The 25,440-nt window shown below is 62.9% G+C and carries 24 protein-coding genes; 17 read left to right on the top strand and 7 right to left on the bottom strand.

Features of this window, described 5'->3' with window-relative positions; translation table 11 throughout:
• Position 1: 1 nt before the first annotated feature.
• The 4 genes from FJ425_RS06685 to FJ425_RS06700 form a co-directional block, all read right to left on the bottom strand.
• Positions 2-328 (bottom strand): DUF768 domain-containing protein, encoded by a 327-nt coding sequence (locus FJ425_RS06685; RefSeq protein ID WP_140722469.1) that lies wholly within the window; start codon positions 326-328, stop codon positions 2-4.
• 744 nt (positions 329-1,072) lie between these two features.
• A complete protein-coding gene (locus FJ425_RS06690) occupies positions 1,073-1,354 on the bottom strand; it encodes a hypothetical protein (protein ID WP_140722472.1) in 282 nt (93 codons plus the stop codon).
• Between the two features lie 90 nt (positions 1,355-1,444).
• The gene (locus FJ425_RS06695) at positions 1,445-2,458 is read right to left on the bottom strand and encodes an ATP-dependent DNA ligase (RefSeq protein WP_140722475.1); all 1,014 of its coding nucleotides are present in this window, start codon (positions 2,456-2,458) and stop codon (positions 1,445-1,447) included.
• 9 nt (positions 2,459-2,467) lie between these two features.
• Positions 2,468-2,911 carry a PPC domain-containing DNA-binding protein gene (locus FJ425_RS06700; RefSeq protein WP_140691349.1) on the bottom strand — a complete coding sequence of 148 codons (444 nt, stop codon included), beginning with the start codon at positions 2,909-2,911 and terminating at the stop codon, positions 2,468-2,470.
• Positions 2,912-3,093: 182 nt separating this feature from the next.
• On the opposite strand from FJ425_RS06700, the gene FJ425_RS06705 reads away from it, so the two are divergent.
• The 3 genes from FJ425_RS06705 to FJ425_RS06715 are packed head-to-tail and all read left to right on the top strand — an operon-like array spanning position 3,094 to position 7,017.
• Positions 3,094-3,711 carry a (2Fe-2S)-binding protein gene (locus FJ425_RS06705; RefSeq protein ID WP_140542990.1) on the top strand — a complete coding sequence of 206 codons (618 nt, stop codon included), beginning with the start codon at positions 3,094-3,096 and terminating at the stop codon, positions 3,709-3,711.
• Position 3,712: 1 nt separating this feature from the next.
• A complete protein-coding gene (locus FJ425_RS06710; protein WP_140722478.1) occupies positions 3,713-4,735 on the top strand; it encodes a xanthine dehydrogenase family protein subunit M in 1,023 nt (340 codons plus the stop codon).
• 2 nt (positions 4,736-4,737) lie between these two features.
• Positions 4,738-7,017 (top strand): xanthine dehydrogenase family protein molybdopterin-binding subunit, encoded by a 2,280-nt coding sequence (locus FJ425_RS06715; RefSeq protein WP_140722480.1) that lies wholly within the window; start codon positions 4,738-4,740, stop codon positions 7,015-7,017.
• Between the two features lie 3 nt (positions 7,018-7,020).
• Here the strand turns inward: FJ425_RS06715 and FJ425_RS06720 are convergent, their stop codons facing one another.
• The gene (locus tag FJ425_RS06720; protein WP_140722483.1) at positions 7,021-8,118 is read right to left on the bottom strand and encodes an FAD-dependent monooxygenase; all 1,098 of its coding nucleotides are present in this window, start codon (positions 8,116-8,118) and stop codon (positions 7,021-7,023) included.
• A gap of 250 nt (positions 8,119-8,368) precedes the next feature.
• On the opposite strand from FJ425_RS06720, the gene FJ425_RS32310 reads away from it, so the two are divergent.
• On the top strand, positions 8,369-8,503 hold the full coding sequence (locus FJ425_RS32310) for a hypothetical protein (protein ID WP_281407500.1): 135 nt from the start codon (positions 8,369-8,371) through the stop codon (positions 8,501-8,503).
• 28 nt (positions 8,504-8,531) lie between these two features.
• On the opposite strand, the gene FJ425_RS06725 is transcribed toward FJ425_RS32310, so the two are convergent.
• A complete protein-coding gene (locus FJ425_RS06725; protein WP_140722486.1) occupies positions 8,532-10,985 on the bottom strand; it encodes a membrane-bound PQQ-dependent dehydrogenase, glucose/quinate/shikimate family in 2,454 nt (817 codons plus the stop codon).
• Between the two features lie 194 nt (positions 10,986-11,179).
• On the opposite strand from FJ425_RS06725, the gene FJ425_RS06730 reads away from it, so the two are divergent.
• The 13 genes from FJ425_RS06730 to FJ425_RS06795 all read left to right on the top strand — a co-directional run bounded on the left by FJ425_RS06730 (position 11,180) and on the right by FJ425_RS06795 (position 24,179).
• Positions 11,180-11,836 carry a cytochrome c3 family protein gene (locus FJ425_RS06730; RefSeq protein WP_140542995.1) on the top strand — a complete coding sequence of 219 codons (657 nt, stop codon included), beginning with the start codon at positions 11,180-11,182 and terminating at the stop codon, positions 11,834-11,836.
• Positions 11,820-14,792: a TAT-variant-translocated molybdopterin oxidoreductase gene (locus FJ425_RS06735; protein WP_140630480.1), complete on the top strand. Its 2,973-nt coding sequence runs from the start codon at positions 11,820-11,822 to the stop codon at positions 14,790-14,792. The genes FJ425_RS06730 and FJ425_RS06735 overlap by 17 nt, the downstream gene beginning before the upstream one ends.
• Positions 14,785-16,143 carry an NrfD/PsrC family molybdoenzyme membrane anchor subunit gene (gene nrfD, locus FJ425_RS06740; protein WP_140630483.1) on the top strand — a complete coding sequence of 453 codons (1,359 nt, stop codon included), beginning with the start codon at positions 14,785-14,787 and terminating at the stop codon, positions 16,141-16,143. Before FJ425_RS06735 ends, nrfD begins: the two co-directional genes overlap by 8 nt.
• The gene (locus FJ425_RS06745; RefSeq protein ID WP_140630485.1) at positions 16,140-16,667 is read left to right on the top strand and encodes a DUF3341 domain-containing protein; all 528 of its coding nucleotides are present in this window, start codon (positions 16,140-16,142) and stop codon (positions 16,665-16,667) included. Before nrfD ends, FJ425_RS06745 begins: the two co-directional genes overlap by 4 nt.
• Positions 16,664-17,206 (top strand): cytochrome c, encoded by a 543-nt coding sequence (locus FJ425_RS06750; protein ID WP_140722489.1) that lies wholly within the window; start codon positions 16,664-16,666, stop codon positions 17,204-17,206. The genes FJ425_RS06745 and FJ425_RS06750 overlap by 4 nt, the downstream gene beginning before the upstream one ends.
• Complete coding sequence (locus FJ425_RS06755; RefSeq protein WP_140630490.1) at positions 17,203-18,312, top strand: hypothetical protein; 1,110 nt, start codon at positions 17,203-17,205, stop codon at positions 18,310-18,312. Before FJ425_RS06750 ends, FJ425_RS06755 begins: the two co-directional genes overlap by 4 nt.
• Positions 18,305-18,748, top strand: a complete 444-nt coding sequence (locus FJ425_RS06760) for a hypothetical protein (protein WP_140630493.1) — start codon at positions 18,305-18,307, stop codon at positions 18,746-18,748. Before FJ425_RS06755 ends, FJ425_RS06760 begins: the two co-directional genes overlap by 8 nt.
• Positions 18,745-19,497: an SCO family protein gene (locus FJ425_RS06765; RefSeq protein WP_140722492.1), complete on the top strand. Its 753-nt coding sequence runs from the start codon at positions 18,745-18,747 to the stop codon at positions 19,495-19,497. Before FJ425_RS06760 ends, FJ425_RS06765 begins: the two co-directional genes overlap by 4 nt.
• A complete protein-coding gene (coxB, locus tag FJ425_RS06770; RefSeq protein ID WP_140630500.1) occupies positions 19,494-20,447 on the top strand; it encodes a cytochrome c oxidase subunit II in 954 nt (317 codons plus the stop codon). The genes FJ425_RS06765 and coxB overlap by 4 nt, the downstream gene beginning before the upstream one ends.
• Positions 20,444-22,087, top strand: a complete 1,644-nt coding sequence (ctaD, locus tag FJ425_RS06775; protein ID WP_140630503.1) for a cytochrome c oxidase subunit I — start codon at positions 20,444-20,446, stop codon at positions 22,085-22,087. Before coxB ends, ctaD begins: the two co-directional genes overlap by 4 nt.
• Entirely contained in the window at positions 22,084-22,719 is a 636-nt protein-coding gene (locus FJ425_RS06780; RefSeq protein WP_140630505.1) for a cytochrome c oxidase subunit 3, read from the top strand. The genes ctaD and FJ425_RS06780 overlap by 4 nt, the downstream gene beginning before the upstream one ends.
• Positions 22,716-22,964 (top strand): cytochrome C oxidase subunit IV family protein, encoded by a 249-nt coding sequence (locus tag FJ425_RS06785; protein WP_140691297.1) that lies wholly within the window; start codon positions 22,716-22,718, stop codon positions 22,962-22,964. The genes FJ425_RS06780 and FJ425_RS06785 overlap by 4 nt, the downstream gene beginning before the upstream one ends.
• 843 nt (positions 22,965-23,807) lie before the next feature.
• Positions 23,808-24,179 carry a hypothetical protein gene (locus tag FJ425_RS06795; protein ID WP_140630510.1) on the top strand — a complete coding sequence of 124 codons (372 nt, stop codon included), beginning with the start codon at positions 23,808-23,810 and terminating at the stop codon, positions 24,177-24,179.
• Positions 24,180-24,261: 82 nt separating this feature from the next.
• Here FJ425_RS06795 and FJ425_RS06800 read toward each other — a convergent pair whose 3' ends face one another.
• Positions 24,262-25,071, bottom strand: a complete 810-nt coding sequence (locus tag FJ425_RS06800; protein WP_246673295.1) for a hypothetical protein — start codon at positions 25,069-25,071, stop codon at positions 24,262-24,264.
• Positions 25,072-25,440 lie beyond the last annotated feature (369 nt).

Raw genomic sequence — 25,440 nt, forward strand, 5'->3', positions numbered from 1 at the left:
GCTAAGCCTTTGTGTCACCCAATGCTTGCGCCGTCGGAGCGGTGTCGACGCTCGTTTCGCGGCCGGCCTCGGCGAGGACCGTGTCAGCGAGGTACTCTTTCAAATCGCCGACCTCATCGCTGATTTCTTCCGCGAGGATGCCTTCCCGCTCCGCGTCCGCGATGCAAGCTCTCGCCAGTCTTTCTGCCGCGGCTTCCGGGGATGCTTCGGCGGCCGGTCTAACCGCATGCCCCTCGATCCACTCCTCGACGAAGTGTCCCGGTTTGTTGACGAGGATATCGACCTGGGCTGGGTTGGCCGTAGGCGCAGGAAGAGTGTCGACCTTCATGACTTGAACTCCGGATTTGTGAATCACAAACGCGGACGCTCAAGCAAGGATGCATAGTCTCTGCCCCTCCCGAAGGGCTGTGATCGTAATGTGAAGGAGTAGCTGATGGCGCGTTCGTCTGAACGGCAAGAGCGTGGTCCGCGCCTTTTGTTGGATTGAGCCTAAGCGTAGCGCGGTTGGTTTCACTTACGCTTGCGGTCGAGACGCTTGAGCGATTCGCGCAGTTTGTCAGGAAGCCAGCGGTTTACGTGAAACAAGGGCAAGCTGCGTAGATATCGGCGTATGGTTTCATTCGAGAATTGCCGCCTAAGAAGAGCGGCTGTGGATTTATTGTCGCGTTTCTCGGCCATGGTTGCAGGTCAAACATAAAGCGGCTTGCTTAATCAAAAACTTGTCCCACAGTCCGTTGTTCCCCCAGTCACAAACAGTGAAGGGTCCACTGCCGATTTGTGCCCCCCGATTTTGGACGGGCCATGTGTAGTGATCCCACGGCCTTCTGATGTGGCGCCGAGACCGCCTTGCTCTGCGGCAATGCCTTCTCGCGCAGCCCGCGGAGCGTTGCAGGCAGTTGCAGGCAATAGAAGGCGGGAAAATTCCATCGCTGCTCTTACCGATGTGGCGATGCCGAAATGTCAGGACGCGAACTGGCCGACAAAAGTGAAGCTGGTCCAGCCTTCCTCAAGGTGCTCTACACCACCGGTCATACGCGCAACGCGGCCGTCAACAACGGCACGCTAGCTTTCGCTATGCTTCGTCAAAACGACTGCCTTCCTTGGAAGGATCCCGCGACAGCACACGTTCTTCCTCATCGTCGGGCAGGGCTTCGTCGCTCTCCTGATAGGGGTTGTCGTCATCCTCTTCGGGGGGGACGCCTTGTGCTTCGGCATCGTCCTCCGGATCGCCGTTTATGGCGACGCTGCCAGGCGGCACCCGACCATTATCAAGAGCGTCCCAGTCCTGTTGTTCGATGCCGGGAGCTTCGGTTTCATCCCGCCTTGCGGCTCGCTGCTTGTCGCGCGGATCCATTTTCCTGTCTCCAAGATAGGTGCGTTCGTGACGCGGGGCTGTTCTAAAGACAAACCGTTTGAGGGGGTCGGTTGTTCCGGATGGGCGCTGCTACGAGATCTGCTCGAACGTGCATTGTCGCGGCGCTTTTTCGGGCCGCCAGCGAATGAATCGAGTGCCATGCCGGAAGCGCTCGCCGGTGACGTGGTCGAAGCGGACTTCCACGACCAGTTCCGGCCGCAACGGCTCCCATTCGCCGCTGCGCTCCGTGCTCCACCGGCTCGGCCCACCCGGCGCCTTGCCGGTGAAGCCGGGCCCGCCACGCAGCGCCTCCAACTTCTTCGTGAGCGTGGCCCGTTCCTCGTTGGCGATTGTCGAGGTGAAGCCGACATGGTCAAGCAAGCCCCGCTCATTGTAGAGGCCGAGCAATATCGATCCGACCTGCGACTTGCCGTTCAGATAACGGAAGCCGCCGACCACGCAGTCGGCAGTGCGCAGCCGCTTGACCTTGATCATCGCGCGCTCGCCCGGCTGATAGGGATCGTTCAGCCGTTTGGCGACGACGCCGTCGGTAGAGCCATGCCCGGCGTCTTCCAGCCATCGCCTGGCGGTCGCGAAACTCGTGGTGCAGGGCGAGAGCTGAAGAGCGTCGGTGTTTGCTTGCGCGACGAAGTCTTCAATTGCCGTGCGCCTTTGCGTCAGCGCGACTTCGAGCAGCGATTTGCCGCCCGGCGCGACCAGCATATCGAACAGGATCAGTCGCGCCGGCGTCTCCGCGCTCAGCTTGCGGATGCGGCTCTCCGCCGGATGAAGCCGCATCTGCAGGGCGTCGAAGGACGCGGCGCCGTCGATCTCGATGACGATTTCGCCGTCGACCACGAAATCCTTGGCTTCGAGGTTTTGCATCATCGCTGTCAGTTCGGGAAAGTAACGCCCAAGCGGCTTGCCCGACTTCGCCCTGAGATCGACCGTTTTGCGATTCTTGAAAGCGAGGCAGCGAAACCCATCCCATTTCGGTTCGAACTGCCAGACGCCTTTGTCCTGCGGCAGTGCTTCGTCGATCCGAGCCTCCATTGGGGATGTATCGAGGGGGAGAGGAAACGCGTCGGTCGCGGCCGCTGCCATCGTCCGCCCTCAGGCGTCGAGATCGATCAAGGCGATGCCAAGGCCGGGGCGTTTGGTGCGCCGCAGGTGAACGGGCGATTCCGTCACCGTGACTTCGAGCGTAGGCTTGACGATGCCTTCAACAAGGTGGCCGCCGCGCGTCGATCCGTCGCTTAGGCCCAGGACGGCATGGATATGCAGGCTCGGTCTGCCGCTGTCGTCGACCGCGATGTCGCCAATGGCGCTCAGAACCTCGCATTGTTGGCCGACCGGGATCTTGCGGTAAGATTTCGAGCCGAAGTCGAACCAGCCGACGGTTGCTTTCTCGAATGCGCCGATCGCGGTCAGCGAAGCGCCGGCAATTTCCTGCTCGCCGGCGAAGTCGGACAGGGCAGCAAATGCTTCCTCGCCTGGATCCAGCACGACCACAAATGTCCTTTGTCCAGACGTCTGCGCGACCAGTTTCGATTTCATATCGGCCCGCCATCAGCGTTGGTATTGGCCGTAGAACTCGAAGCCGGCATGCATGTTCCCGCATCATGAGCATCTTCGAAGGATCACACTTCTGTGAGGCCTAGGATCCCGCGCGGACCAGGTCGGAACAATGGCCTGCATGAGTGGTTAGGCCCCGATGAGCAGCCAGCCAGGAGCGAGCCATGTCCCAGCCTTCCGTCCCATCCACGCTTGGCCTCAGCCGGCGGAACTTCATGACAGGCACGGTCTCGGCCGCCGCGGCACCGTTGCTCGTTTCATCGGCCAAAGCCGAAGCGCCTGCCGCCGCTGGCGCGGAACTTCGCGAGCCAGTGGTGACGTCGATGCGGATCAACAAGCAGGCCTATGAGCTGTCGCTCGACACTAGAACCAGCCTGCTTGACGCCTTGCGAGATCATGTCGGGCTAACCGGCACCAAGAAGGGTTGCGACCATGGACAGTGCGGAGCGTGCACGGTTCTTGTCGACGGGAAACGCGTGCTCTCCTGTCTCAGTTTCGCGGTGATGAATGCCGGCAAGGATGTGACGACCGTCGAGGGGCTGGCATCCAGCGACGGTAAGCTGCATCCGATGCAGCAGGCCTTCATCGACCACGATGCGTTCCAGTGCGGCTACTGCACGCCGGGCCAAATCCTGTCGGCCATTGGTTGCATCAATGAAGGGCACGCAAAATCCGAAGACGACATCCGCGACTATATGAGCGGCAATATCTGCCGTTGCGCCGCCTATCCAAACATTGTCGCTGCCGTCCTGCAGGCACGCGATCAGATGAAGGGAGCCTGATATGCGTCCCTTCGTCTACGAACAGCCGACCGACATTTCCGCGGCCGTCGCGATCGCATCCCGCTTCACGACCGAGGACGACCAGCCGACGCGAGCGAATGCGCAGTTCATCGCCGGCGGCACCAACCTTGCCGATTATATGAAGCTCGGCGTTGCCGAGCCGAACCGGCTGGTCGACCTCAACCGGCTCAAGGATCCAGGCCTTAGGCAAATCCGGGTGACCGACGAGGGCATCCGCTTCGGCGCCCTAGTGCGAATGGGTGAGGCAGCAGATCACGCTGAGCTCAAGCGCGGCTATCCCGTTATTGCCGACAGCTTGCGGCTGGCCGCAAGCGGCCAGATCCGCAACATGGCAAGTCTCGCCGGCAATGTCTTGCAACGCACGCGCTGCGAATATTTTCGCGAGACATCCTGGCACTGCAACAAGCGCGTGCCAGGGTCGGGCTGCGCTGCGATGGAGGGTTTCAACCGGCAGCATGCGGTGCTGGGCGGCAGCGATGCCTGCATCGCGACCTATCACGGCGATTTTGCCCAGGCGCTGATCGCGCTCGATGCCGTCGTGCGTGCCGAGGGCTCGCGTGGGGCGCGAAAGATACCGCTCGCCAAGCTGCATCGCCAGCCGCGCGATACGCCAGAGATCGAGACCGATCTTGCTGCTGACGAAATCATCACCGCCATAGAAGTGCCGGCTGTGCCATGGGCCCGGCGCTCGCTTTACCTTAAGATCCGAGACCGCGAATCCTACGCGTTCGCGCTGGCTTCGGCGGCCGTTGCGCTCGATCTGGACGGCGACAACGTTCGCGAGGCGCGCATTGCCCTGGGCGGCGTGGCGACCGTGCCCTGGCGCGCCAAAGCGGCGGAGGAAGCCCTGCAAGGAAAGACGCTCGACGAGCCTTCGGCGGGAGCGGCGGCGGATGCCGCCTTCGCCGGGGCCGAGCCGCGCCAGCACAACGCATTCAAGATCGAGCTCGGCAAGCGAACGCTGGTGCGCGCGCTGCTCGAAACCCGCGACATGAAGGTGTGACCATGGACACTGCCGCTCCGAGACCGAAAGAGAACCAGGGCCAACCGCTGCCGCGCGTCGATGCACGGCTTAAGGTCACCGGACAGGCGCATTACCCCGCCGACCTGCCGACCGCCAACATCGCCTACGGTGCGCTGGCCACCAGCAGTATTGCCAAGGGCAAGGTGGCCAAGCTTCATCTCGACGACGCCCGTGCCGTGCCCGGGTTGCTCGACATCGTCACTTATGGCGACATGGACACTGTCGAGAAGCCGAAATTCGCCAATTCCGGCTCCACCTCGATCGGGCCGCTGCATGACCGGACGATCTTTCATGACGGCCAGATCATCGCGCTCGCGGTTGCCGAGACATTCGAAGCCGCCGAAGAGGCGGCGCAGTTGATCCGCGCCGAGTATGATGCGGAGACGCCCACGGCGAGCTTCGACAGTCCGGGCACGGCGACCATTCCCGCCGCCGGCAAGAGTCCTCTGTTCAAGGAAGACGTGAAGGCCGGCGACTTCGATGCCGCCTATAAAGAGGCCGCGGTGAAGATCGACGCGCGCTATTCGACGCCCACGCAGCACCACAATCCGATCGAGCTTTTCTCAACCACCGCCTTCTGGGAGGGCGACCAACTGATCGTGCACGAGCCCTCGCAAAACGTGACCGGCTGGAAGGTCGAGCTTGCCAGGCAGTTGAAGATCGATCCCGCTAAGGTGCGCATCGTCAGCCCCTTCATCGGCGGCGCCTTCGGATCCAAGGGACCGATGACGCCGCGCACCGCCATCGTCGCGGTTGCCGCCAGGCGGCTCGGCCGACCGGTGCGTTGCGTGACCAGCCGGATGCAGGCCTTCGGCACTCAGACTTACAGGGCGGAGACAAGGCACCGCATCCGGATCGGCGCCGGCAAGGACGGTCGCATCACTGCTTTCGCGCATGAGGGCTGGGAGGTCACCTCGCGGCCGGACTCCTATGTCGTGGGCGGCACGTCGGCAACTGGCCGCATGTATGGCTATGGCTCGGTGCTGACACATGTCTCGCTGGTGCAGGCGGACCGCAATACTCCCGGCTACATGCGCTCGCCGCCCGAGACCCCTTATGTCTACGCGCTGGAAAACGCCATGGACGAAATGGCGGTGGCGCTCGGCATGGATCCGGTGGAATTCCGCCGGATCAATGAACCGAAGACAGAGCCGATCGGCAAAAAGCCGTTCTCCAGCCGCTCGCTGATCCAGTGCTATGACCAGGCGGCCGAGGCTTTTGGCTGGGCGAAGCGGGACCCGAAAGTAGGAGCGATGCGCGACGGCGACTGGCTGGTCGGCATGGGGTGCGCGACGGCGATCTATCCAACCGCGGTCGCGCCATGCGCGGCGCGGGTGCGCCTGACTGTCGATGGCGATGTGCGGCTGCAATGCGGTTCGCACGAGATCGGAACCGGCGTGCGCACCGTAGCCGGTCAGATGGCGTCGGAACGTCTCGGCGTCAGCATCGATCGGATCAGCGTCGAGATGGGCGACAGCAGCCTGCCTCCCGCTCCTGTCTCGGGGGGCTCGATCTCCACCGCGAGCGTCTGCTCGGCAGTGCTGAAGGCCTGCGACGCCATCCGCGCCAAGCTCTATGCCGGCGCGACCGCCGAGGGCGGTCCGCTGGCGGGCTCTCATAACGAGGAACTCGACCTCGCCGACGGAAAGATCGTGGCCAAGGGCGGCGCTTCGGCAAAGGTCGAAGATGTCCTGAAGACCATGCAGGTTGGAGCAATCGAGGAATACGCCGAGTTCGCGCCCAAGGGTGCGACGCCCGAAGCGCTGAAGAAGCTCTATGCCGGCATGCCGGAATTCCACGGTGGCGAGCAGGATGAGGATTCGGTGAAATACGCCTTCGGCGCCGAGTTCGTCGAAGTCCGCATCAACCGCTATACGAGGGAGATCCGCGTACCGCGCATCGTCGGCGCGTTCGCGGCCGGCCGTATCATGAACACGCGCACCGCGCGCAGCCAGCTGATGGGCGGCATGATCTGGGGCATTGGCCAGGCGCTGCATGAAGCGACGGAAGTCGACAGCCGCTATGCCCGCTATGTCAACCGCGACCTGCAGGACTATCTCGTGCCGGTGAATGCCGACATCAATGACCTGCAGGTGATCCTGGTTCCGGAGGTCGACCACGCGGTCAACCCGGCCGGTGTGAAGGGCCTTGGCGAGCTTGGCAATGTCGGCACGGCCGCGGCTGTTGCCAGCGCTGTCTACCATGCCACCGGCAAACGTATCCGCGATTTGCCGATCAGGATCGAGCAACTTCTCGTTTGAGATCTATTCCTTCAATCCGGCCACGCGCTCGAGCAAAGGCCTTTGCAGGAAGGGAACGGCGCCGATCGTCAACATGACGAGGTTCCTGAATGTCTGGACGAAGCTGTTGGTCGACTGCGCCGTGGACAAAATACGTTCGCTCAACTCGATCCAGCGACGCCCTACGGGTCGACGCTCATCCGTGTAGCCCGCAAGCGTGCCGTCGTCGAAACGCCGGGCGAAGCAAGCCGCGTCCTCGATACCGAGATTCATGCCGCGCGCGCCAAGCGGCGAATGGACATGCGCGGCATCGCCGCCCAAGAAGACGCGGGCGGCCTGATAGCGGACCGCCTGCTTTGCCGGAATGTGAAAATGGTCGGTCCGCAGCACCTTCGCTACGCGATAATCGCCAGGCACACGCGCCAACGCATCGGGCGTGTTGGATACCGAGCGAAAGCGATTGTCGCCGACCGGTATGATGAAGCCGACGTCGCCGTCACGATGCAGGAATGCCTGCGCCGCGCCCGGCTCATAAGGCCAGGATGCTATCTCGGCGTCGGTGATGCTCCATTGCCGCCTGTGCGTGTGGCCTTCGAATGCGATGCCCGACAATTTGCGGACCGAGCTGTCGGCGCCGTCGGCCCCAAAAACGATGTCGAAGCTTTGCCTTTCCTCCTCTTCACCGTTTCGCCTGGTCCGAACCTCCATTTTGTCGGCCTGCTGGGTGAGGCCGACCAGCTCAGTGTGCCATTCCACGTCGACGCCGAATGCCGCGACCGTCTCCGCCATGATCTTTTCGGTGTCTCGCTGCGGCAACGACAGCAGGAAATTATAGCGGTGCGGCAGCAGCGAGAAGTCGATTGTGAGGAGTTCACGGGCTTCTGCATGGAAATGCGCATGGCGGACCTTGAGTCCCTCGGCGAGCAGCTTCCTGCTCACCCCCGACGCTTCGAGGACATCGAGGCTGTGCGAACTGATGCCCACGGCTTTGCTGAGCGGCGTGGGCCCATCCTTCTTGTCTATGACGCGGGGACGGGCGCCTCGTCGCGCAAGCTCCAGCGCGGCGGTCAGTCCCGTCGGGCCGGCGCCGACGATGAGGATGGAAGCTTCTTCTCGGGGCACGACCGTGACCTTTCCCAATTGTCTACACGGGTGCGGCACTTGTCGACGATATAATCAGGACGGAACGCTTTGCGCGATGAGAGGTTGCGCGCCGATCAGGCTTTGCGACCATCTGCCTTTAGCGAAAGGACGCTTTTCGCCCGGTCGTGCCTGGAACTGTTTTATCCCACGCCGGTTTGAGTGTGGGCCGACCTGACTGCAACAGGGCAGAGTGACGTTCATGTTTCACCTTGGCGTGTGGATGCTGCCCATGGCGGGCATCCCTCTGATCCTCATTCTGATCTGGATGTATTTCGTCGCCCGGCGCCGAAGCCGGCGGCCGGCGGAGCGGAAGGATGGTCCGTCACAGCCGACGGGGCGGCGTCGCGACGACCTGGAGCGCTGAAATCTTTAGCCCAGCTGACCGATCTCCGTCACCCGGCCGGCAACGCGTAGGCGATGACTTCGTCGCCGACCTTGGTTTCCATGAAGTGGTGGCCGCCGGGCGCGATGACGACATACTGCCTACCGTCGACCTCATAGGTCATCGGCGTCGTCTGGCCGCCGGCAGGAAGATCGGCCTGCCATACCTCCTTGCCGGTCTTGATGTCGATGGCGCGCAGCTTGTTGTCGGTGGTCGCGGCAATGAAGATCAGGCCGCCGGCAGTGACGAGCGGACCGCCATTGTTCGGCGTCCCGATGGTGAGCGGCAGCATCGAGGGAATGCCGAACGGGCCGTTGTTGTTGGCGCTGCCGAGCGGCTCGTCCCATAGGGTCCGGCCCGTCTTGAGATCGATGGCGCGGATGTGGCCATAGGGCGGCTTCGAGCAGAGAAGGCCCGTGGACAGGCGCCAGCCGGCATTGACCGCGATGGCATATGGCGATCCGGCCTGCGGGTCGCCGATATCCTTCACCTTTTTCGGACTGCCGCCCTTGTCGATCGGCTTGAAGCCCATCTCGTCCGCCTTCTTGCGCGGAATGAGCTGGTCGGAGTTCGGCATGTCGTTGTAGTTGGCGATCAGCATGCCGCTGTCGGTGTCGACGGCGATGCTGCCCCAGTCCGAGCCGCCATTGTAGCCGGGATATTGGATGAACGGCCGGTCGACCGTCGGCGGCGTGTACTCGCCCTGATAGGAGGCGCGATGGAACTGGATGCGGCAATAGAGCTGATCCAGCGGGCTCATACCCCACATGTCCTTTTCGGTGAGCACGGGCTGGTCGAGATGCGCGTAGCCGGAATAGGGCTGCGTCTTGGAAAGCTTGTCCGGCTCGACCCCGCCCGAGGGCACCTTGCGCTCCTCGACAGGGAAGAGCGGCTTTCCGGTCTTGCGGTCGAGCACGTAGATCTGGCCTTGCTTGCTGGGCACGATGATGGCCGGGACCTTGCCGGTGACGGTCGGGAAATCGACCAGCGTCGGCTGCGAGCCTAAGTCGTAGTCCCAAAGATCGTGATGCACGGTCTGGAAATGCCACACCGGCTTGCCTGTTGTCACATCGACGGCGACGATCGAGGAGTTGTATTGGTTTTCGAAATCCTTGCGGTCGACGCCGTAATAGTCGACTGCGGCATTGCCGAGCGGCAGGTAGACATAGCCGAGCTGCGGATCGGCGGCGGCGACGGTCCACATGTTCGGCGTGCCGCGGAAGTAGGTGTCTCCGGCGGGCGGCGCGCCGGTGCGATCGGGATGGCCCATATCCCAGGCCCAGGCGAGCTTGCCGGTGATGGCGTCATAGCCGCGGATGACGCCTGAGGGCGCATTCTCGGCCTGGCCGTCCTTGACCTGCGCGCCCACCACGGCGATGCCGCGCACGATCGTCGGCGGCGCGGTGATAGAGTACCAGCCGGGCACCGTTTCGCCGATGCCCTGGTTGAGATCGACGCTGCCTTGCTGGCCGAAATCCGAGCAGGGTTTTCCCGTCCTGGCATCGATGGCGATTAGCCGGGCGTCCAGCGTTCCGAAGATGATCCTCGTGGCACAGGCCTGATCGGCATTCGCACCCGGAACCGCGAAATAAGCGACGCTCCGGCAACTCGCGCCGTAGGGTATGGCGTTATCGGGCACTTTTGGGTCGTAGCGCCATTCTTCCTTGCCGTTGCGTGCATCGGCGGAGATGACGATGTCCTTGGCCGAGCAGGCATAGAGATGGCCGCCAACTTCCAACGGCGTGTTCTCTGGCGAATAGAGGTCCTTGGTTGCGCCATTCGGCATGTCGCCGGTGTGGAACGACCAGGCGCGGGTGAGCTTGGAGACATTCGCCGCCGTTATCTGGTTCAGCGGCGAATAGCGCGTCCCCAGTTCCGAGCCGCCATAGACGGGCCAGTCATTGCCGGCCTGGTGGATCGCTGTGTCTTGCGAGGCGGGCGCGCTGGCCGTTGCAGGTGGCGCTGGGGCCGCCGGTGCGGCCGGCTGTGACTGAGCCGCGGCATTGAAGTGGGAAAAGCTGAAGGCGCCTAGGGCAATGAGCGGCAGGAGCAAGCTTGTCGCATAGGCGGCATTCCGGCTGCCTCGGCTGCCCATATCGCGGAACGCCGGAAGGGCAAGCAGGACAAAGACGAGGATGACAGTCGGGGCGAGCACACGCGGCATCAGGGCCCAGCCGTCGAAACCCACCTCCCAATAGGCCCAGGCGAGCGTGGCGAGCCAGGTCAGCACGTATAGCCAGACGCCGGCCATGTTTCCCGCCAACAGCAGGATGCCCGCGAGCAGCAACGCGATGCCGGCCGGCAGATAATACCACGAGCCCCCAAGCGCGACCAACCATGCGCCGCCGCCGCCGATTAGCAGGCCGAGGATGACCAACAGGATGCCGACCAGCGCTCTCCACCAGAAAGCGACACCGCGACGGCGCACAGGGCGATGAGAGTTGTTTGCAGCGGTGTTGGTCATGGCATTTTCCAGCGTGAAACAGATCGTGATATCTGGCGAACGCATGGGAGCGGCCGTGGTTGCGGATTAAATCCGCGACCCGTTTCCGGTTGCAGTCACCATTCTGTGATTCCGCCACGGGTTCGGAACCTTGGCGGCGAAAGCACCGTTAGGTGTCGTCAACTCTGGGTGCCTTCAGCAGAATCGGCGAGGGGATGCCGCAAATCTTCTCGAAACACGCCAATGGCGTTGCGCGCTTTGTCATCTGGGGAAGTTTTGCCGTTCTGCTGATCGCCGCCGCGATCGGGACAATCCTTCCCCGTTCGGACCTGGTTACGGGAGTAGGTGAGCCATTGGCGCAGCCGGTGCCGTTCAGTCACAAGCACCATGTCGGCCAGCTCGGCATCGACTGCCGCTATTGCCACAATGGCGTCGAGACCTCGTCTTCGGCGGGTTTGCCGGCGACCGAAGTTTGCATGACCTGCCATTCGCAGCTTTTCACCAATGCCGACATGCTGGCACCGGTCCGCGCAAGCCTGGCTGGCGGCAAGCCGATCGAATGGCAGCGCGTCAACAGCGTGCCCGATTTCGTCTTCTTCAATCATGCGATCCACATCAACAAAGGTGTCGCCTGCGAGACCTGTCATGGCGAGGTCGACGAGATGCCGCTGACGATGCGGGCGCGCACACTGAGCATGGAGTGGTGCCTCGGCTGCCATCGCAATCCGGAGCCGAATTTACGTCCCCCGCAGGACGTGTTCCTGATGCACTGGCAGCCGCCTGCCGACATCGATGAGATCAGGCGGCAGCTGATCGGCATGCTCGACATCCACCCCGAGACGATGACGGATTGCTATGTCTGCCATCGCTGACAAGCCTGGTTCCGCCATCGACATCGAGGCTCTGCGCAAGCGGCTGGCGCATGGCGGCGAAATATGGCGCAGCCTCGACGAGGTCGCCGGCACCGCCGAATTCCGTCGCTTTGTCGAGGCCGAGTTCCCGGCGATCGCGGAACGCCTGCCGGCGAAGCCGAACCGGCGGACGCTGCTGAAGCTGATGGGCGCCTCGCTGTCGCTTGCCGGGCTGGCCGCCTGCAGCAGGGCGGAAAAAATCGTGCCCTATGTGCGCCAGCCGGAAATCCTGGTCCCAGGCAAGCCTGTCTACTATGCGACGACGCTGTCGAGTGACGGCTTCGGTATCGGCGCCATCGTCGAAAGCCATGAAGGGCGGCCGACCAAGATCGAGGGCAATCCGGATCATCCGGCCTCGCGCGGCGCCGCCGACGCCGTGATGCAGGCAGCCGTGCTGACGCTGTTCGATCCCGACCGTTCACGCGCGCCACTCAAGGATGGCCAGCCGGCATCGTATGGCGATTTCCTGAAGGCAATGGCGGGGCTCGTTTCGCGATGGACGGTATCGCAAGGGCAGGGCGGAGCCTTGCTGGTTGAAGCGACCACCTCGCCGACGCTCGCGGCGCAGCTGGATGCGCTGCGGACACGCTATCCGCGGCTGAAACTCTATCGTCATGATTCGTTGGCGACGCCGGCCGCGGGGGAGGCGTCGCGTGCCCTGTTCGGGTCGGCGCTGACGCCGGTCTATCGCTTTGACCGCGCCGATACGATCGTCAGCCTCGACGCCGATTTCCTCGGCGAAGGACCAGGACGGCTCGCCTATGCGCGCGACTTTGCTGCGCGGCGACGTGTACGCGATCCATCCGACCGGATGAGCCGGCTTTATGCGGTGGAGTCGACGCCGACAATCACTGGGGCCGCCGCCGATCACCGGGTTGCGATCAAGCCAAGCGACGTCGAAGCCGTGGCTGCCGGATTGAACGCGGCGTTGACCGGCCAAACCGGAGCTTCCGGCTCGCCGGTCGACCCGGCGTGGATGGCGGCGCTGGTCGACGACTTGAGCGCGGCGGGCCGCAATGCGCTGGCCATCGCAGGGACGCAGCAGAGCGCCTTCATTCAAGCGGTCGCACTTGCCGCCAATGCGAAGCTTGGCGCGTTTGGCAACACAGTCGAGCTGATCGAGCCGCCGGATGCGCTGCATGTCGATGGCGACCTGGAGGCGATGTGCCAAGCGATTGGCCACGAGGCGATAGACACCGTCGTGGCGCTGGGCGCAAACCCGCTGCACACCGCGCCTGCAGGCCTCGATGTGCGCGAGGCGTTCTCCAGCCTGAAGCTGCTGGTCCATCACGGCCTCTATCGCGACGAGACGGCGTTCCTGGCGCATTGGCATTTATCGGCTGCGCACGAGCTCGAAAGCTGGAGCGACATCCGCGCCCATGACGGCAGCACCTCGCTGGTCCAGCCGCTGATCAAACCGCTTTACGACGGCAAGACCGTACACGAGCTTCTTGCCGCGCTTGGCGGCGAGTTCGAGGCCGATCCGTTTTTGCTTATCCGGCAGCATTGGGCGCAGCTCGATGATGATGCCTGGCGAAAGGCCCTGCGCGACGGAGTCATGGCGGACAGTGCTGCCAAGCCGGTATCCGTCACAGTGCCGCCGGACCTGGCAGGACTGAAGCCGGCAGCAATGGCAGGCAACGGCATCGATGTCCGCTTCGTCGCGGATCCCTGGCTGCGCGATGGGCGTTACGCCAACGCCTCATGGCTGCAGGAACTGCCGCGACCCTTGACGAAGATTGTGTGGGGCAACGCCGCGCTCGTCTCGCCCGCCACCGCCGAGCGACTGAAGGTCGGAAATGGCGAGGTCGTCAATGTCGCTTCCAATGGGGCGGCCATCGATGCACCTGCCTGGATCATGCCCGGTCATCCGGACGAAACGATAACGCTATCCTTCGGCTTCGGGCGAAAGCTAGGTTCCGTTGCTGCGCTATCGCAAGGCTACGACGCCTTCCAATTACGTCGTGGTTCGGAATGGTTTGCCACCGGCGCGGCCATCGCGCCCCGCAAGAACAGCGTGCGCGTCATCACCACGCAGCATCACCAGGCGATGGAAGGCCGAGCCATCGTGCGCCATGCGTCTCTCAATGCATTCCGACAGAACCCGGATTTCGTGCGCATGAATGCGCCGCCGGCGCCAACGGAATCGCTCTATCCCGACTGGCCTTACGATCAGGAAGCCTGGGCGATGGCGATCGACCTCTCGGCCTGCATCGGCTGCATGGCTTGCGTCTCGGCCTGCCAGGCGGAGAACAACATCGCGCCGGTCGGGCCGGAGGAATGCGAGCGCGGCCACGAGATGCACTGGCTGCGGGTCGACCGCTACTATGCCGGACCGGTCGATGCGCCCGACACTTTCTTCCAGCCGGTGCCCTGCATGCATTGCGAGAAGGCGCCGTGCGAAGTGGTGTGCCCGGTCAACGCCACCGTGCACACGCATGACGGGCTGAATGCGCAGGTCTACAACCGCTGCATCGGCACGCGCTACTGCTCGCAGAATTGCCCCTACAAGGTGCGGCGCTTCAACTTCCTCGATCATCAATCCTTCGACAAGGAGGAGGCAGGTCCGGAGCAGGGCGTGCACAATCCGAATGTCAGCGTGCGCTCGCGCGGGGTGATGGAGAAATGCACCTATTGCGTCCAGCGCATCAGCGCCAAGCGCATCCAGGCGCAGATCGAGAACCGCGACATCGCCGATGGCGAAGTGGTCACCGCCTGTCAGCAGGCCTGCCCGACCCAGGCCATCACCTTCGGCGATCGCAACAAGAAAGATGCAAAGGTCGTTCGCGAGAAAAGCGCGCCGCAGAATTACGCGCTGCTGGAGGAGCTGAATACACGGCCGCGCACCACCTATCTCGGCAAGATTTCCAATCCGAACGGCAAGCTTGCCAAGCCGGGCGAGGCGACTGATGGCTGAAGCGAGCGCGAACAGCCCGGCCGTCCTGCGCGGCCGTCACGATTTTCCCGAGATCAGCGGGCGCATCGGTTCGATCGTGCTCAGCGGCCGCCTGCCGCGCCATTTCTGGACTGCGTTCTTGCTCTGCTTCCTGCTGGTTTTGCTGCTGCTCTATTCGATCACCTATCTCATTGCGGTCGGCGTTGGCGGCCTCGGCATCAACATGCCGGTGGTCTGGGGCACGATGATCTCCAATTTCGTCTGGTGGATCGGCATCGGTCACGCCGGCACGCTGATCTCGGCGGTGCTGTTGCTGCTGCGCCAACCCTGGCGCGCCTCGATCAACCGCTTTGCCGAGGCCATGACGCTGTTTGCCGTCGCCATGGCCGGCCTGTTTCCCATCCTGCATCTTGGGCGACCGTGGTTCTTCTACTGGCTGCTGCCGCTGCCCAATGTGCATATGCACTGGCCGCAATGGCGCAGCCCGCTGGTCTGGGACTTCGCGGCGATCGCCACTTACGCGACCGTCTCGCTGCTGTTCTGGTATATGGGGCTGCTGCCCGACCTGGCAGTGCTGCGCGACCGCGCTAGGTCGAGACCGGCGCAGCTCTTCTATGGCATATTGGCGCTCGGCTGGCGCGGCTCGGCCTATCATTGGGCGCGCTACCAGGTCGTCTATTTCCTGCTCGCGGCGCTCGCCACGCCGCTGGTCGTTTCGGTGCATTCGATCGTTTCGCTCGATTTCACCTTCGCGATCACGCCCGGCTATCACTCGACGATCTTCCCGCCCTATTTCGTCGCCGGCGCGCTGCTCTCCGGTTTCGCCATGGTGCTCACCATCGCCATCCCATTGCGGTGGGCCTTCTCGGTCAAGGACCTGATCACGCTCCGGCACATGGACAATGCCGCCAAGTTGATGATCGCCGCCGGCATGGTCGTCGCCTATGGCTATGTCTCGGAAGCGTTCTTCGCCTGGTATTCGGGCGAGCCTTACGAACGCACCATGATGGCGCAGCGCGCGCTGGGTCCCTATGCGCCGCTGTTCTGGATCATGCTGAGCCTGAACTGCGGCGTGCTGCAATTGCTGTGGTTCAGACGCATCCGCCGCAACATGCCGCTGCTGTTCGCGATCGCCGTCGCCATCAATGTCGGCATGTGGATCGAGCGCTACATCATCGTCGTGACGGGGCCGAGCCGCGACTACCTGCCGTCTGACTGGGGCGAGCAGTCGCTGGCCTGGCTGGATTTCGGCATCCTGTTCGGCTCGATCGGCACCTTCTTCGCGCTCGTCTTTCTGTTCATCCGCATCCTGCCGGCGATCACCATCTTCGAGGTCGAGGAACTGGCCGAAGAGGAGGGCAAGATCCGATGAGCCTCTACGGCCTCATGGCGGTGTTTGCCGGTCCCGAAGCGCTCATCGCGGCGGCGCGCGGCATGCGCGAGCGCGGCTATCGGCGCATGGATGCGTTCTCGCCGTTTCCGATGAAGGAACTGGAACGGATATTGGAGATCCCGAAGACGCGCCTGCCCTGGGCCGTGCTCGCCGGCGGCATTGCCGGCGCGGCTCTCGTTTATGCTCTGATCTGGTACTCTGTCGAAATCGATTATCCCATCAATGTCGGCGGCCGGCCGCTGCATTCCTGGCCGCCTTTCGTCATCATCGCCTTCGAGGCCGGCATTCTCGGCGCCGCTTTCGCGGGCTTCCTGGGTGTGCTCGCGGCCAATGGGCTGCCCCGCTATCACCATCCGGTCTTCAACGCCGAGAGCTTCAGCTACACGCGCGGCGGCAAGTTCTATCTGCTGATCGAAGCGGCCGATCCCAAATACCGCAAAGGCGTGACCAGGGGCCAGCTGACGCGGCTCGGCGCCGAGCTGGTCGAGGAGGTCGAGGCGTGAGCCGCCTCGGCCTCACGCTAATGTTGGGTGCGCTGGCCGTGGCCGGCTGCCGGCAGGATATGGAGGACCAGCCGCGCTATGATCCGCTGGAGGCGAGCAACCAGTTCGCCGACGGCATGTCGGCACGGACGCCCGTTACAGGAACGGTGGCGCGCGACGCCGATCTGACGCCGGTGCCGGACAGAATCCCTTATCCGATCACGATCGAGCTGCTGCAGCGCGGACGACAGCGTTTCGACATCTTCTGCTCACCCTGCCACGGCCGCACCGGCGATGGTCACGGCATGATCGTCCAGCGCGGCTTTCCGGCGCCGCCGAGCTACCACCAGGAAGCGCTGCGCAAGGCCTCGGACCGTCACTTCTACGACGTCATCACCAACGGCTACGGCGCCATGTATTCTTATGCGGCCAGGGTGCCGCCGCAGGACCGCTGGGCGATCGTCGCCTATATCCGCGCTCTGCAATATTCGCGCGACGCTCCAGTCGCCGAACTTCCGCAAAGCATGCGCGCGCGGCTCGAAGCGGAGGCCTCGCCATGAGCCGCCTCGAGCAGGGTTTTGCGGTCACAGGTATCGCGGGATTTGTTCTCTGCGGTCTAGGCGCATCGCTCGATGCCAAAGCGATGCTGGGCGCCTGGCTCGCGGCAGCTCTCTTCGCGCTCAGCCTGCCGCTCGGCGCGCTGACCATATTGATGGTGCACGGGCTGACCGGCGGGCGCTGGGGAGAAGCGGTCCGCCAGCCGCTCCGCACCATGACGGCCCTGCTGCCGCTGGCGTTGGTGTCCCTCGTGCCTGTCCTGATAAGGCTCGACCTCGTCTTTCCGTGGGCCGCCGCCGACACAGCGAAGCTGCCGGAGACCGTCCGTGAAAAGCTTGCCTATCTCAACCTGCCGTTCTTCTTGCTGCGCTTTGCGGTTTGCGCGGCGATCTGGCTCGTCCTTACCTGGATAGTGCTCGGCACGACCGAGGCCAATTCGAATGAACTCAACGGCAAGAAATTCGCCCTTGGCCTTGTTCTCCATGCGCTTGCCGTCAGCGTCTTTGCCATCGACTGGATGCTTTCGATCGAGCCGGAATTCACCTCGACCATCTACGCGCTTTGTGAAGCCGCCGCCGAGGTTGTCGGAGCTTTCGCCTTGGCGATCCTGGTGCTGGCGGCAAGGCGGGCGGTGGAGGTCATGCCCGGCGGCGAGGAAGATGTCGCGCTCAGCGAGGATCTTGCCAACATGCTGCTCGGGTTCGTGCTGACCTGGATCTACCTCATGTTCATGCAGTGGGTCGTCGTCTGGGGCGGCGACTTGCCCGACGAAATCCGCTGGTACGGCGTGCGCTCCACGGGCAGCTGGCTTTATCTTCTTTGGCTGCTGATTGCCTTGCACGTCTCGGCTTTCGCAGGCCTGCTCAGCCGAAGGATGAAGCGCAGCCATCGCGGCCTTGTCTGGCTCGCCACTGTCGCCCTGGCCGGCCATTTCATCGACGTTTTCTGGCGAACCCGGCCACCGCTCTTTGCCGGCGGCCCGCTGGTGTTGTGGCATGATGCGGTCGCCTGGATGGGATTGGGCGGGCTGTGGCTCGCGCTGTTCCTTTTCCTGCTCCGCCGGCCAGACAGGATCGTCTGGTGGAAACGGGAGGTCGCCCATGGCTAAGGCGCGCCGTCACCCCGAAACGCGCGATGTCCAGCCGCGGGTGCTGCTCGCCTTCGGCGGCGGGCTGTTGCTGTTCATCGCCTTAGCCGCGATCGGCGTGAAGCTCGTCTTCAACACCGCGCCGACCTGGCTGCAGCTGCCAGCCAACGTCAGTCCGAAAAGCCCTGATCTGCAGACCGCACCAAAGCATGATCTGGCCGCTTTCCGCGCCGAAGAGGATCGCCAGCTCAAGACGCTTGGCTGGGTCGATCGCAATGCCGGCATCGCGCGCATCCCGATCGATGATGCCATGTGGGCGGTGGTCAGCCACGGCCTGCCGGATTGGTCGCGACCGACGGCAGCGGCCACGGAGCCTGATTGCGCCCTGCTCACGGCGGCGGTTCCCCGTGCGCCGCAGGCCCGGAATTGCCAACAGCAGCGTGGGGCAGGGCGATGAAAAGCTTGTTGGCCGCGCTTTGCCTGCTCGTTGCCGGCGCGGCCCTTGCCGCCGAGCGACCGAGCTTCGATCCGAAGCTCGGCGTGCAGCTCAGCCTTGAGCGAGAATTGGTCGATACAAGCGGCCGGAAGCTGACGCTTGGCGAGACGCTCGGCGGGCGTCCGGCGCTTGTCATCTTCGGCTACGATAAATGCCCGAACCTTTGTGGCGTCACCCAGCAGGCCGTCGCGTCCGACCTGAAGAAGACATCGCTTCGCCCTGCAGATTATCGCGCGCTGTTCATCTCGATCAACCCCGATGAGACCTCCGCCGATGCCGCAGCGGCGCGGGATGACATCGCTTCCGCCGCTGGCCCGGCGGGATTGTCCGCCTGGCGTTTTCTGACCAGCAGCGAGAGCGCCGGCGCGGCGCTCGCCAACGAGGCCGGGATCACTTTCGACCGGCGCAAAGACATCGATCAGTTCGTGCATCCGATCGCGGTTATCGCGCTCACACCGTCGGGCCGAATTTCGCAGGTATTGCCGGCGCTGACCTTTACGCCGCGCGATCTTGAGCTTGCACTGGTCGAGGCATCGGCCAACAAACTTGGCTCGATCGCGGATCACATCTTCCTGCTCTGCGCAGGATTCGACAGTTCGAAGGGCCAGTACACGCCAGCTATCTGGGCGGCGCTGAAAGTGGCCGGCCTGGCAACGGTGCTGGGCCTGGGAGCGACGGTGATCTGGCAAATGCGCGGGAGGGCAAGGTGAGCTTCGGCGTTCCCTTCTTCCCACAGGAAGCCTCGTCGGAAGCCGGCCATGTCGATGCGCTGTTCTACACGCTGCTCATTTTCTCAGCCGTGCTCGGGCTGGCGCTCACCGGCCTCGTCGTCGGCTACGCGGTGAAATACCGCGTCGGGTCGCCGGCGGATCGCACCGGACAGCGTTCCCGCAACATATGGCTGGAAACAAGTTGGACCATCGCCAGCCTGATCATTGCCTTCATCTTCTTCGGCTGGGGCGCGACGCTTTTCGTTCGCCGCGATCATCCGCCGGCGGACGCGCTGGAGATCACGGGGCTGGGCAAACAATGGATGTGGGAGTTCAGGCAACCCGGCGGCCAGCGCGAGATCAACGAGTTGCACGTTCCGGTCGGCAAACCGGTTGTCGTGTCGCTTGCCTCGCAGGACGTCATCCACTCCTTCTACGTGCCGGCGTTCCGCATCAAGCAGGACGCGGTGCCTGGACGCACGACCCATATCTGGTTCACTGCCACCGAGCCTGGCCGCTACCACCTGTTCTGCGCCCAATATTGCGGCACTCAGCATTCCGAAATGGGCGGCTGGGTGACCGTGATGGCGCCCGAGCAATATGCCGCGTGGCTGAACAGCCAGGGCGAAGGCGAGACGCTTGCCGCAAGCGGCGAGAAATTGTTTCGTGCGCTTGGCTGCTCCGGCTGCCATGGCGCGAGCAGCAAGGTGAGGGCGCCGTCGCTCGACGGCATCTTCGGCCGGCCGGTGGCGCTCGACAATCAGCAGACGGTGACCGCCGACGAGCGTTACCTGCGCGACTCCATTCTCAACCCGAAGAAGGAAATCGCGGCGGGCTACGAGCCGGTCATGCCGAGCTTCGATGGCCTGATCGATGAAGGCGAGCTGCAGATGCTGCTCGCCTATCTGAAATCGCTTTCGCCACAACCAACGGCTGGAGCCAAGCCATGAGCAACGCGGCGATGCAGGGTACATATCTCGGCGAAGGCAGCGGCCTGCGGGCATGGCTTCTCACCACCGACCATAAGCGCGTCGCATGGCTCTATCTCGTCTCGCTGACGGCGTTCTTCTTCCTGGGCGGCGCGATGGCGGTGCTGATGCGGATCGAGCTGGCGACGCCAGCCGGCGATCTCGTCTCCGACGATGTCTACAACCGGCTGTTCTCGCTGCACGGCATCATCATGGTCTGGTTCTTCCTGGTGCCGTCGATCCCGGCGACCATGGGCAATTTCCTTTTGCCGCTGATGATCGGCGCGCGCGATCTCGCTTTCCCGCGGCTTAACCTCGCCAGCTGGTACGTCTTCATTTTCGGCAGCCTGTTCGCGCTGTTTGCAGTGGCGGCCGGCGGCGTCGATACCGGCTGGACCTTCTACACGCCGCTGTCGACGCTCTATGCCAACGGCTTCGTCTCGACCGCCGCGTTCGGCGTCTTCATCGTCGGCTTCTCGACGATCATGACCGGCATCAACTTCATCGTCAGCGTGCACACGCTGCGCGCGCCGGGGCTCACCTGGTTCCGACTGCCGATTTTCGTCTGGACGCTCTACGCCACCAGCCTGGTGATGGTGCTGGCAACCCCGGTGCTCGCCGCATCGCTGATCCTGATCGTGCTGGAGCGCGTGTTCGGCATCGGCATCTTCAATCCCGATCTCGGCGGCGATCCGCTGCTCTTCCAGCATCTCTTCTGGTTCTACTCGCACCCTGCGGTCTACATCATGATCCTGCCCGGCATGGGTGTGGTGTCGGAGGTGCTGCCCTGTTTCAGCCGCCGGCCGCTGTTCGGCTACAAGGCGGTGGCGATGTCGTCGATGGCGATCGCGGTCTTCGGCTTCCTGGTCTGGGGCCACCACATGTTCGTCAGCGGGCAGTCGGCCTATGCCGGCGTGGTGTTCTCGTTCCTGTCCTTCTGCGTCGCGATCCCGTCGGCGATCAAGGTCTTCAACTGGAGCCTGACGCTGCGCAAGGGCGAGATCAGCTTCGAGACACCGATGCTTTACGCGCTGTTCTTCCTGGCGCTGTTCACCTTCGGCGGGCTGGCGGGGCTGTTCCTTGCGGCGTTGGCGGTCGATGTCCATGTCCACGACACCTACTTCGTCATCGCGCATTTCCACTACATCATGGTCGGCGGCATGGTGACGGCGTACATGGCGGGCCTGCATTTCTGGTGGCCGAAATTGACCGGCCGCATGTATTCGGAAATCGCAGGGCGTATAGCGGCGACCGTCACTTTCGTCGGCTTCAACCTGACCTTCTTTCCGCAATATGTGCTGGGCTTCGACGGCATGCCCCGGCGCTATCATACCTATCCGCCGGAGTTCCAGTTCTGGAACGTATTGTCCTCGGGCGGCGCGGTGGTGCTGGCGATCGGCTATTTGATGCCCTTGTTCTACCTCGGCTGGTCGCTGTTTCGCGGCGCTCGCGCGCCCGACAATCCGTGGAACGCCACCGGGCTCGAATGGCAGACGAGCTCGCCGCCGCCGCCGCATAATTTCGAGACCATGCCGATCGTGACGCGACCGGCCTATGCCTACGACATGAAGGGGCTCGAGCACGAGCGCTTCAGCCCACACCGGGAGGAAGCGGCGCGATGAGCGGTACCGAAAGCATCGCATTCGACACGCCCCAGCGCGAACGGCGCGCCGACAATTTTGCCATGTGGGTGTTCATCGGATCCGAAGCGATGCTGTTCGGCGCGATTTTCCTTGTCTTTCTGGTCGCCCATATCGATTTCGGCCCTGCTTTCGCGGCGGCTTCCAAGCATCTTTCGCTGCCGCTCGGCACCTTCAACACGGCCGTGCTGATCACCAGCAGCTTCACCATGGCGCTGGCGCACAGGTTCACGCTGCAGAGACGTTGGCACGCTACCGTTTGGGCGTTGGCCGCGACCTCGGCGCTGGGTGTCTGCTTCCTGGTTGTGAAGGGGATCGAATACGGCAAGGAGATCAGCGAAGGACTGGCGCCGGTCCTGGACCTGCCGTTCCGCTATGCAGGACCAGATCCCGTCCACGCCCAGCTTTTCTTCGGCCTTTATTTCGCGATGACCTCGCTGCATGCGCTGCACCTGATCGGCGGCATCGTCGTCATCGCCGGCATGATCGCGTTATGGCGGCGATGCAGCCCTGCCAACCGATTGCGCCGGGTGGTTGCCGTCGGCCTCTACTGGCACTTCGTCGACGTCATCTGGGTGTTCATGTTCCCTGTCCTTTACCTGATCAACCGATGAGCGAACTGCGCAAACTCACCTTCGGCTATCTCGGGCTGCTCGCGCTGCTGGCGCTGACGGTGGCTTCCTCCTTCCTCGATCTCGGCGGCTTCAATGTCGCCCTCAACCTGGCGATCGCGGCCGCGAAGGCGGTGCTGATCGCCCTGCTGTTCATGCATCTGACAGGCACCTTGCCGCGGCTCGCCGTCGCGGCAGCCGGGCTTTGGCTCGTCATCCTTTTCGGGCTGACGCTGATCGGGCGATAGGAGAGCGGGATCAATCGCCAGCGGGCACGCCGAATTTGCCCGCCGATGATTGGGACTGAGGTCCTGTCATCAAGGCGCAACAGGCCCAGCATTAACATGTGATCTTGCTCATAGTCTTCGGGCAGCATGATTGCGAATGAGGGACACGTCATTGGAGGTGAGCGATGCCCCTGTCCGCGGCGCTGAATGATGCCGACTTGGAATTCAAGTGCTTGGAATGTGACCATGCCTTCAAAAGGAAAGGGTCGTGGTTCAAGGTGATCTCGACCTTCAAATGTGAGGGCTGCGGAGCTGCGAACCGCATCGGGTATGCCGACAAATTGGCGTTGTTCGAAAAGCACTCAGCACCGTTTGGCTGATCGCAAGCCCGACCGCGAAAGGCGGCTCGACAACTCGCCCGCTGGAGTGGCGTTGGTTGAACCGCCGCGCCTAGTCGACCTCCGGAGAAATCGGCCCGGTATTTTCGTATTCGCTGTTCAATAAGCGAGCGGCCCGGCACGAGAACGGGGGAGCCCACGGGCCGAGCCTGACCGGCGGGGGCACAGACTAGATACAGGGCACCGGCTGATGCTGTTGTAACAGATCTCAATGGAGCCTCCGCCGTGCGAACGAAGGACCACTCTCAATGACACCGCCCCTGAATCACGGCCAAGCAAAGTGCCATACGGATTGTCGCGACTTCTGTAGAGCGGCCCGGCCGCGCTGAGCATCACCCCTGACCCAATTATTGCGTATTGCATGGTGACGGCATCATAACTGTGCGAAAAATTGCAACTTATCCCTCGCTTGAATGAAACATTTGTCGCCGATACCCCGTATGCAAAGGAAGCAGGGGGGTGAAATATGCTGCACGAAGCCAATGGAGACTGCGCGCTAAATCTGAGCGAAGACGAAGCGCGCCTTGCTGAGCGCTACCGCTTTCTTTGCGGCCAGCACGATGGGCTTTCCAAATGCGGCATAGCAGCCTGGGTCGGCGCGCTCGCAGGCGGTGTGTTTATCGTCTCGGCGATATTCTTTGGTGGCGGAGAACAGGGCGATCCTCTCTTCATATTCGGCATTGGCGTATGTTGTCTTCTTGCTGGCGGTGTCCTTTGGTTCCATGGGCGCCAAGCTGAGAAGCGCCGCTGGCAAGAGAAGAGATCAATCGTCCATAAGTTTCGCAGCCGAGGACTCGGCATACAGTTGAACGGCCAAGTTCATCGTCTGTTCGGCTAGCTGTTGAATGGCTTATGCGCAGCAATGAGGATCTGCGTTCTGCACGGCTGGGATACCTTCGGTAAAATGATCGCGGCGGTTGCTACTGCGCCGTGTTGTGCGCTTTGAACGCCAAGCGAAGTTCGAGCGCCTCAGGGCTGGCGCTGCCTAGCTTGGTGTCTCCGTTCTGCGAACCCCAGGCATAGGCAAAGTCGAATACAGGAGCCGGAGAGTAGGTGGCCCAGCGCGCGAATATCTGCTTCGCCTGGTCCGGTGTCGGCAGTACATAGACGTCCGCAGCCGCTCCGGTACGGGTCTTCCAATTGCCGCCGCCGAAGGCCTGGTATACAGGCACAATCCTGTCGAGAGGGATGCCAGCGGCAGCGGCTGCCTCGACCGTTCGATCGATGAAATCCAAATCAAAAGTCTTGCCGCGGACCGGATATGGGTCCAGGCCGAAAAGATCAATCCCCGTGTTGGCGGGATTAAAGGTATTCATGAAGGCGGGGGCTTCGAAAGACCCCATGTCCATCAAAGTAACAAATGTAACTGCCCCGGGGACATTGGCTCTGATCCACTCGGCCTCGGCCTTCAGGGCCGCCGGACTAACTGCTGGAGAATGGTATTTGCCGCTGACGTCCGGCTCATCGCAGAGGCGAAAACCGAACAGCCGCGGATTGCCGATAAATGGCTTCACCTTGGCAATGAAGCGTGGCGTCACGCCGCTGGATTCATTTAGCCATATCAGCCCCTTCATCCCTGGCGGCAAGGCATTGAGCTGCTCTACGGATTGTACATCGGCGAGGTCGAAGCCCGCGCTCGCGATAGCAATGCCCGAGCCGCCGGAGGTGTAGTGAAGCGTCTTGCCGTTTCCACCCGCAGGCAGCACCGATTGGCTGCAGATCAGCATCATGAGCAACGCCGATATGCGCAGATTGCTGATGCGTGTGAACTTTGGCGACCTAGCTGTTGGCGCGACGGGCTCCGACTTGATGGGTTGCGCGGCTCGAACCGCTGCGCCATACCCGCACGTTGAACTCGTCGGCATACCCCAACTATCCACCAAATCGCCCCGCACCGATCCCTTTTAGGCTGTACGGAAAAATTCGGCTTCATCTGTTCGATCGATGGACCAGCTTCGAGGCGGAGCTGGTGCCAAGCCAGCATAGTGGTGGCATCCATGCAGCCCTGTCATCTATGCGCTGCCGATCCGGATGCTGGCTATTTCAGCGCCGTCTTCATGGGCGCCGACATCGACCAGCCGCGCAATCTGACGAAGTCG

This window comes from Mesorhizobium sp. B2-7-2 (genome assembly GCF_006440775.1).
In the GTDB taxonomy this organism is placed as follows: Bacteria; Pseudomonadota; Alphaproteobacteria; order Rhizobiales; family Rhizobiaceae; genus Mesorhizobium.

Coding starts and splice junctions, on each gene's coding strand:
- FJ425_RS06735 (WP_140630480.1), top strand. CDS start 11,820: ATGTCTGCCATCGCTGACAAGCCTGGTTCCGCCATCGACATCGAGGCT.
- FJ425_RS06780 (WP_140630505.1), top strand. CDS start 22,084: ATGAGCGGTACCGAAAGCATCGCATTCGACACGCCCCAGCGCGAACGG.
- ctaD (WP_140630503.1), top strand. CDS start 20,444: ATGAGCAACGCGGCGATGCAGGGTACATATCTCGGCGAAGGCAGCGGC.
- FJ425_RS06765 (WP_140722492.1), top strand. CDS start 18,745: ATGAAAAGCTTGTTGGCCGCGCTTTGCCTGCTCGTTGCCGGCGCGGCC.
- FJ425_RS06800 (WP_246673295.1), bottom strand. CDS start 25,071: ATGATGCTGATCTGCAGCCAATCGGTGCTGCCTGCGGGTGGAAACGGC.
- FJ425_RS32310 (WP_281407500.1), top strand. CDS start 8,369: ATGGCGGGCATCCCTCTGATCCTCATTCTGATCTGGATGTATTTCGTC.
- FJ425_RS06710 (WP_140722478.1), top strand. CDS start 3,713: ATGCGTCCCTTCGTCTACGAACAGCCGACCGACATTTCCGCGGCCGTC.
- FJ425_RS06730 (WP_140542995.1), top strand. CDS start 11,180: ATGCCGCAAATCTTCTCGAAACACGCCAATGGCGTTGCGCGCTTTGTC.
- nrfD (WP_140630483.1), top strand. CDS start 14,785: ATGGCTGAAGCGAGCGCGAACAGCCCGGCCGTCCTGCGCGGCCGTCAC.
- FJ425_RS06745 (WP_140630485.1), top strand. CDS start 16,140: ATGAGCCTCTACGGCCTCATGGCGGTGTTTGCCGGTCCCGAAGCGCTC.
- FJ425_RS06795 (WP_140630510.1), top strand. CDS start 23,808: ATGCTGCACGAAGCCAATGGAGACTGCGCGCTAAATCTGAGCGAAGAC.
- FJ425_RS06695 (WP_140722475.1), bottom strand. CDS start 2,458: ATGGCAGCGGCCGCGACCGACGCGTTTCCTCTCCCCCTCGATACATCC.
- FJ425_RS06760 (WP_140630493.1), top strand. CDS start 18,305: ATGGCTAAGGCGCGCCGTCACCCCGAAACGCGCGATGTCCAGCCGCGG.
- FJ425_RS06700 (WP_140691349.1), bottom strand. CDS start 2,911: ATGAAATCGAAACTGGTCGCGCAGACGTCTGGACAAAGGACATTTGTG.
- FJ425_RS06755 (WP_140630490.1), top strand. CDS start 17,203: ATGAGCCGCCTCGAGCAGGGTTTTGCGGTCACAGGTATCGCGGGATTT.
- FJ425_RS06685 (WP_140722469.1), bottom strand. CDS start 328: ATGAAGGTCGACACTCTTCCTGCGCCTACGGCCAACCCAGCCCAGGTC.
- FJ425_RS06785 (WP_140691297.1), top strand. CDS start 22,716: ATGAGCGAACTGCGCAAACTCACCTTCGGCTATCTCGGGCTGCTCGCG.
- FJ425_RS06705 (WP_140542990.1), top strand. CDS start 3,094: ATGTCCCAGCCTTCCGTCCCATCCACGCTTGGCCTCAGCCGGCGGAAC.
- FJ425_RS06715 (WP_140722480.1), top strand. CDS start 4,738: ATGGACACTGCCGCTCCGAGACCGAAAGAGAACCAGGGCCAACCGCTG.
- FJ425_RS06690 (WP_140722472.1), bottom strand. CDS start 1,354: ATGGATCCGCGCGACAAGCAGCGAGCCGCAAGGCGGGATGAAACCGAA.
- FJ425_RS06725 (WP_140722486.1), bottom strand. CDS start 10,985: ATGACCAACACCGCTGCAAACAACTCTCATCGCCCTGTGCGCCGTCGC.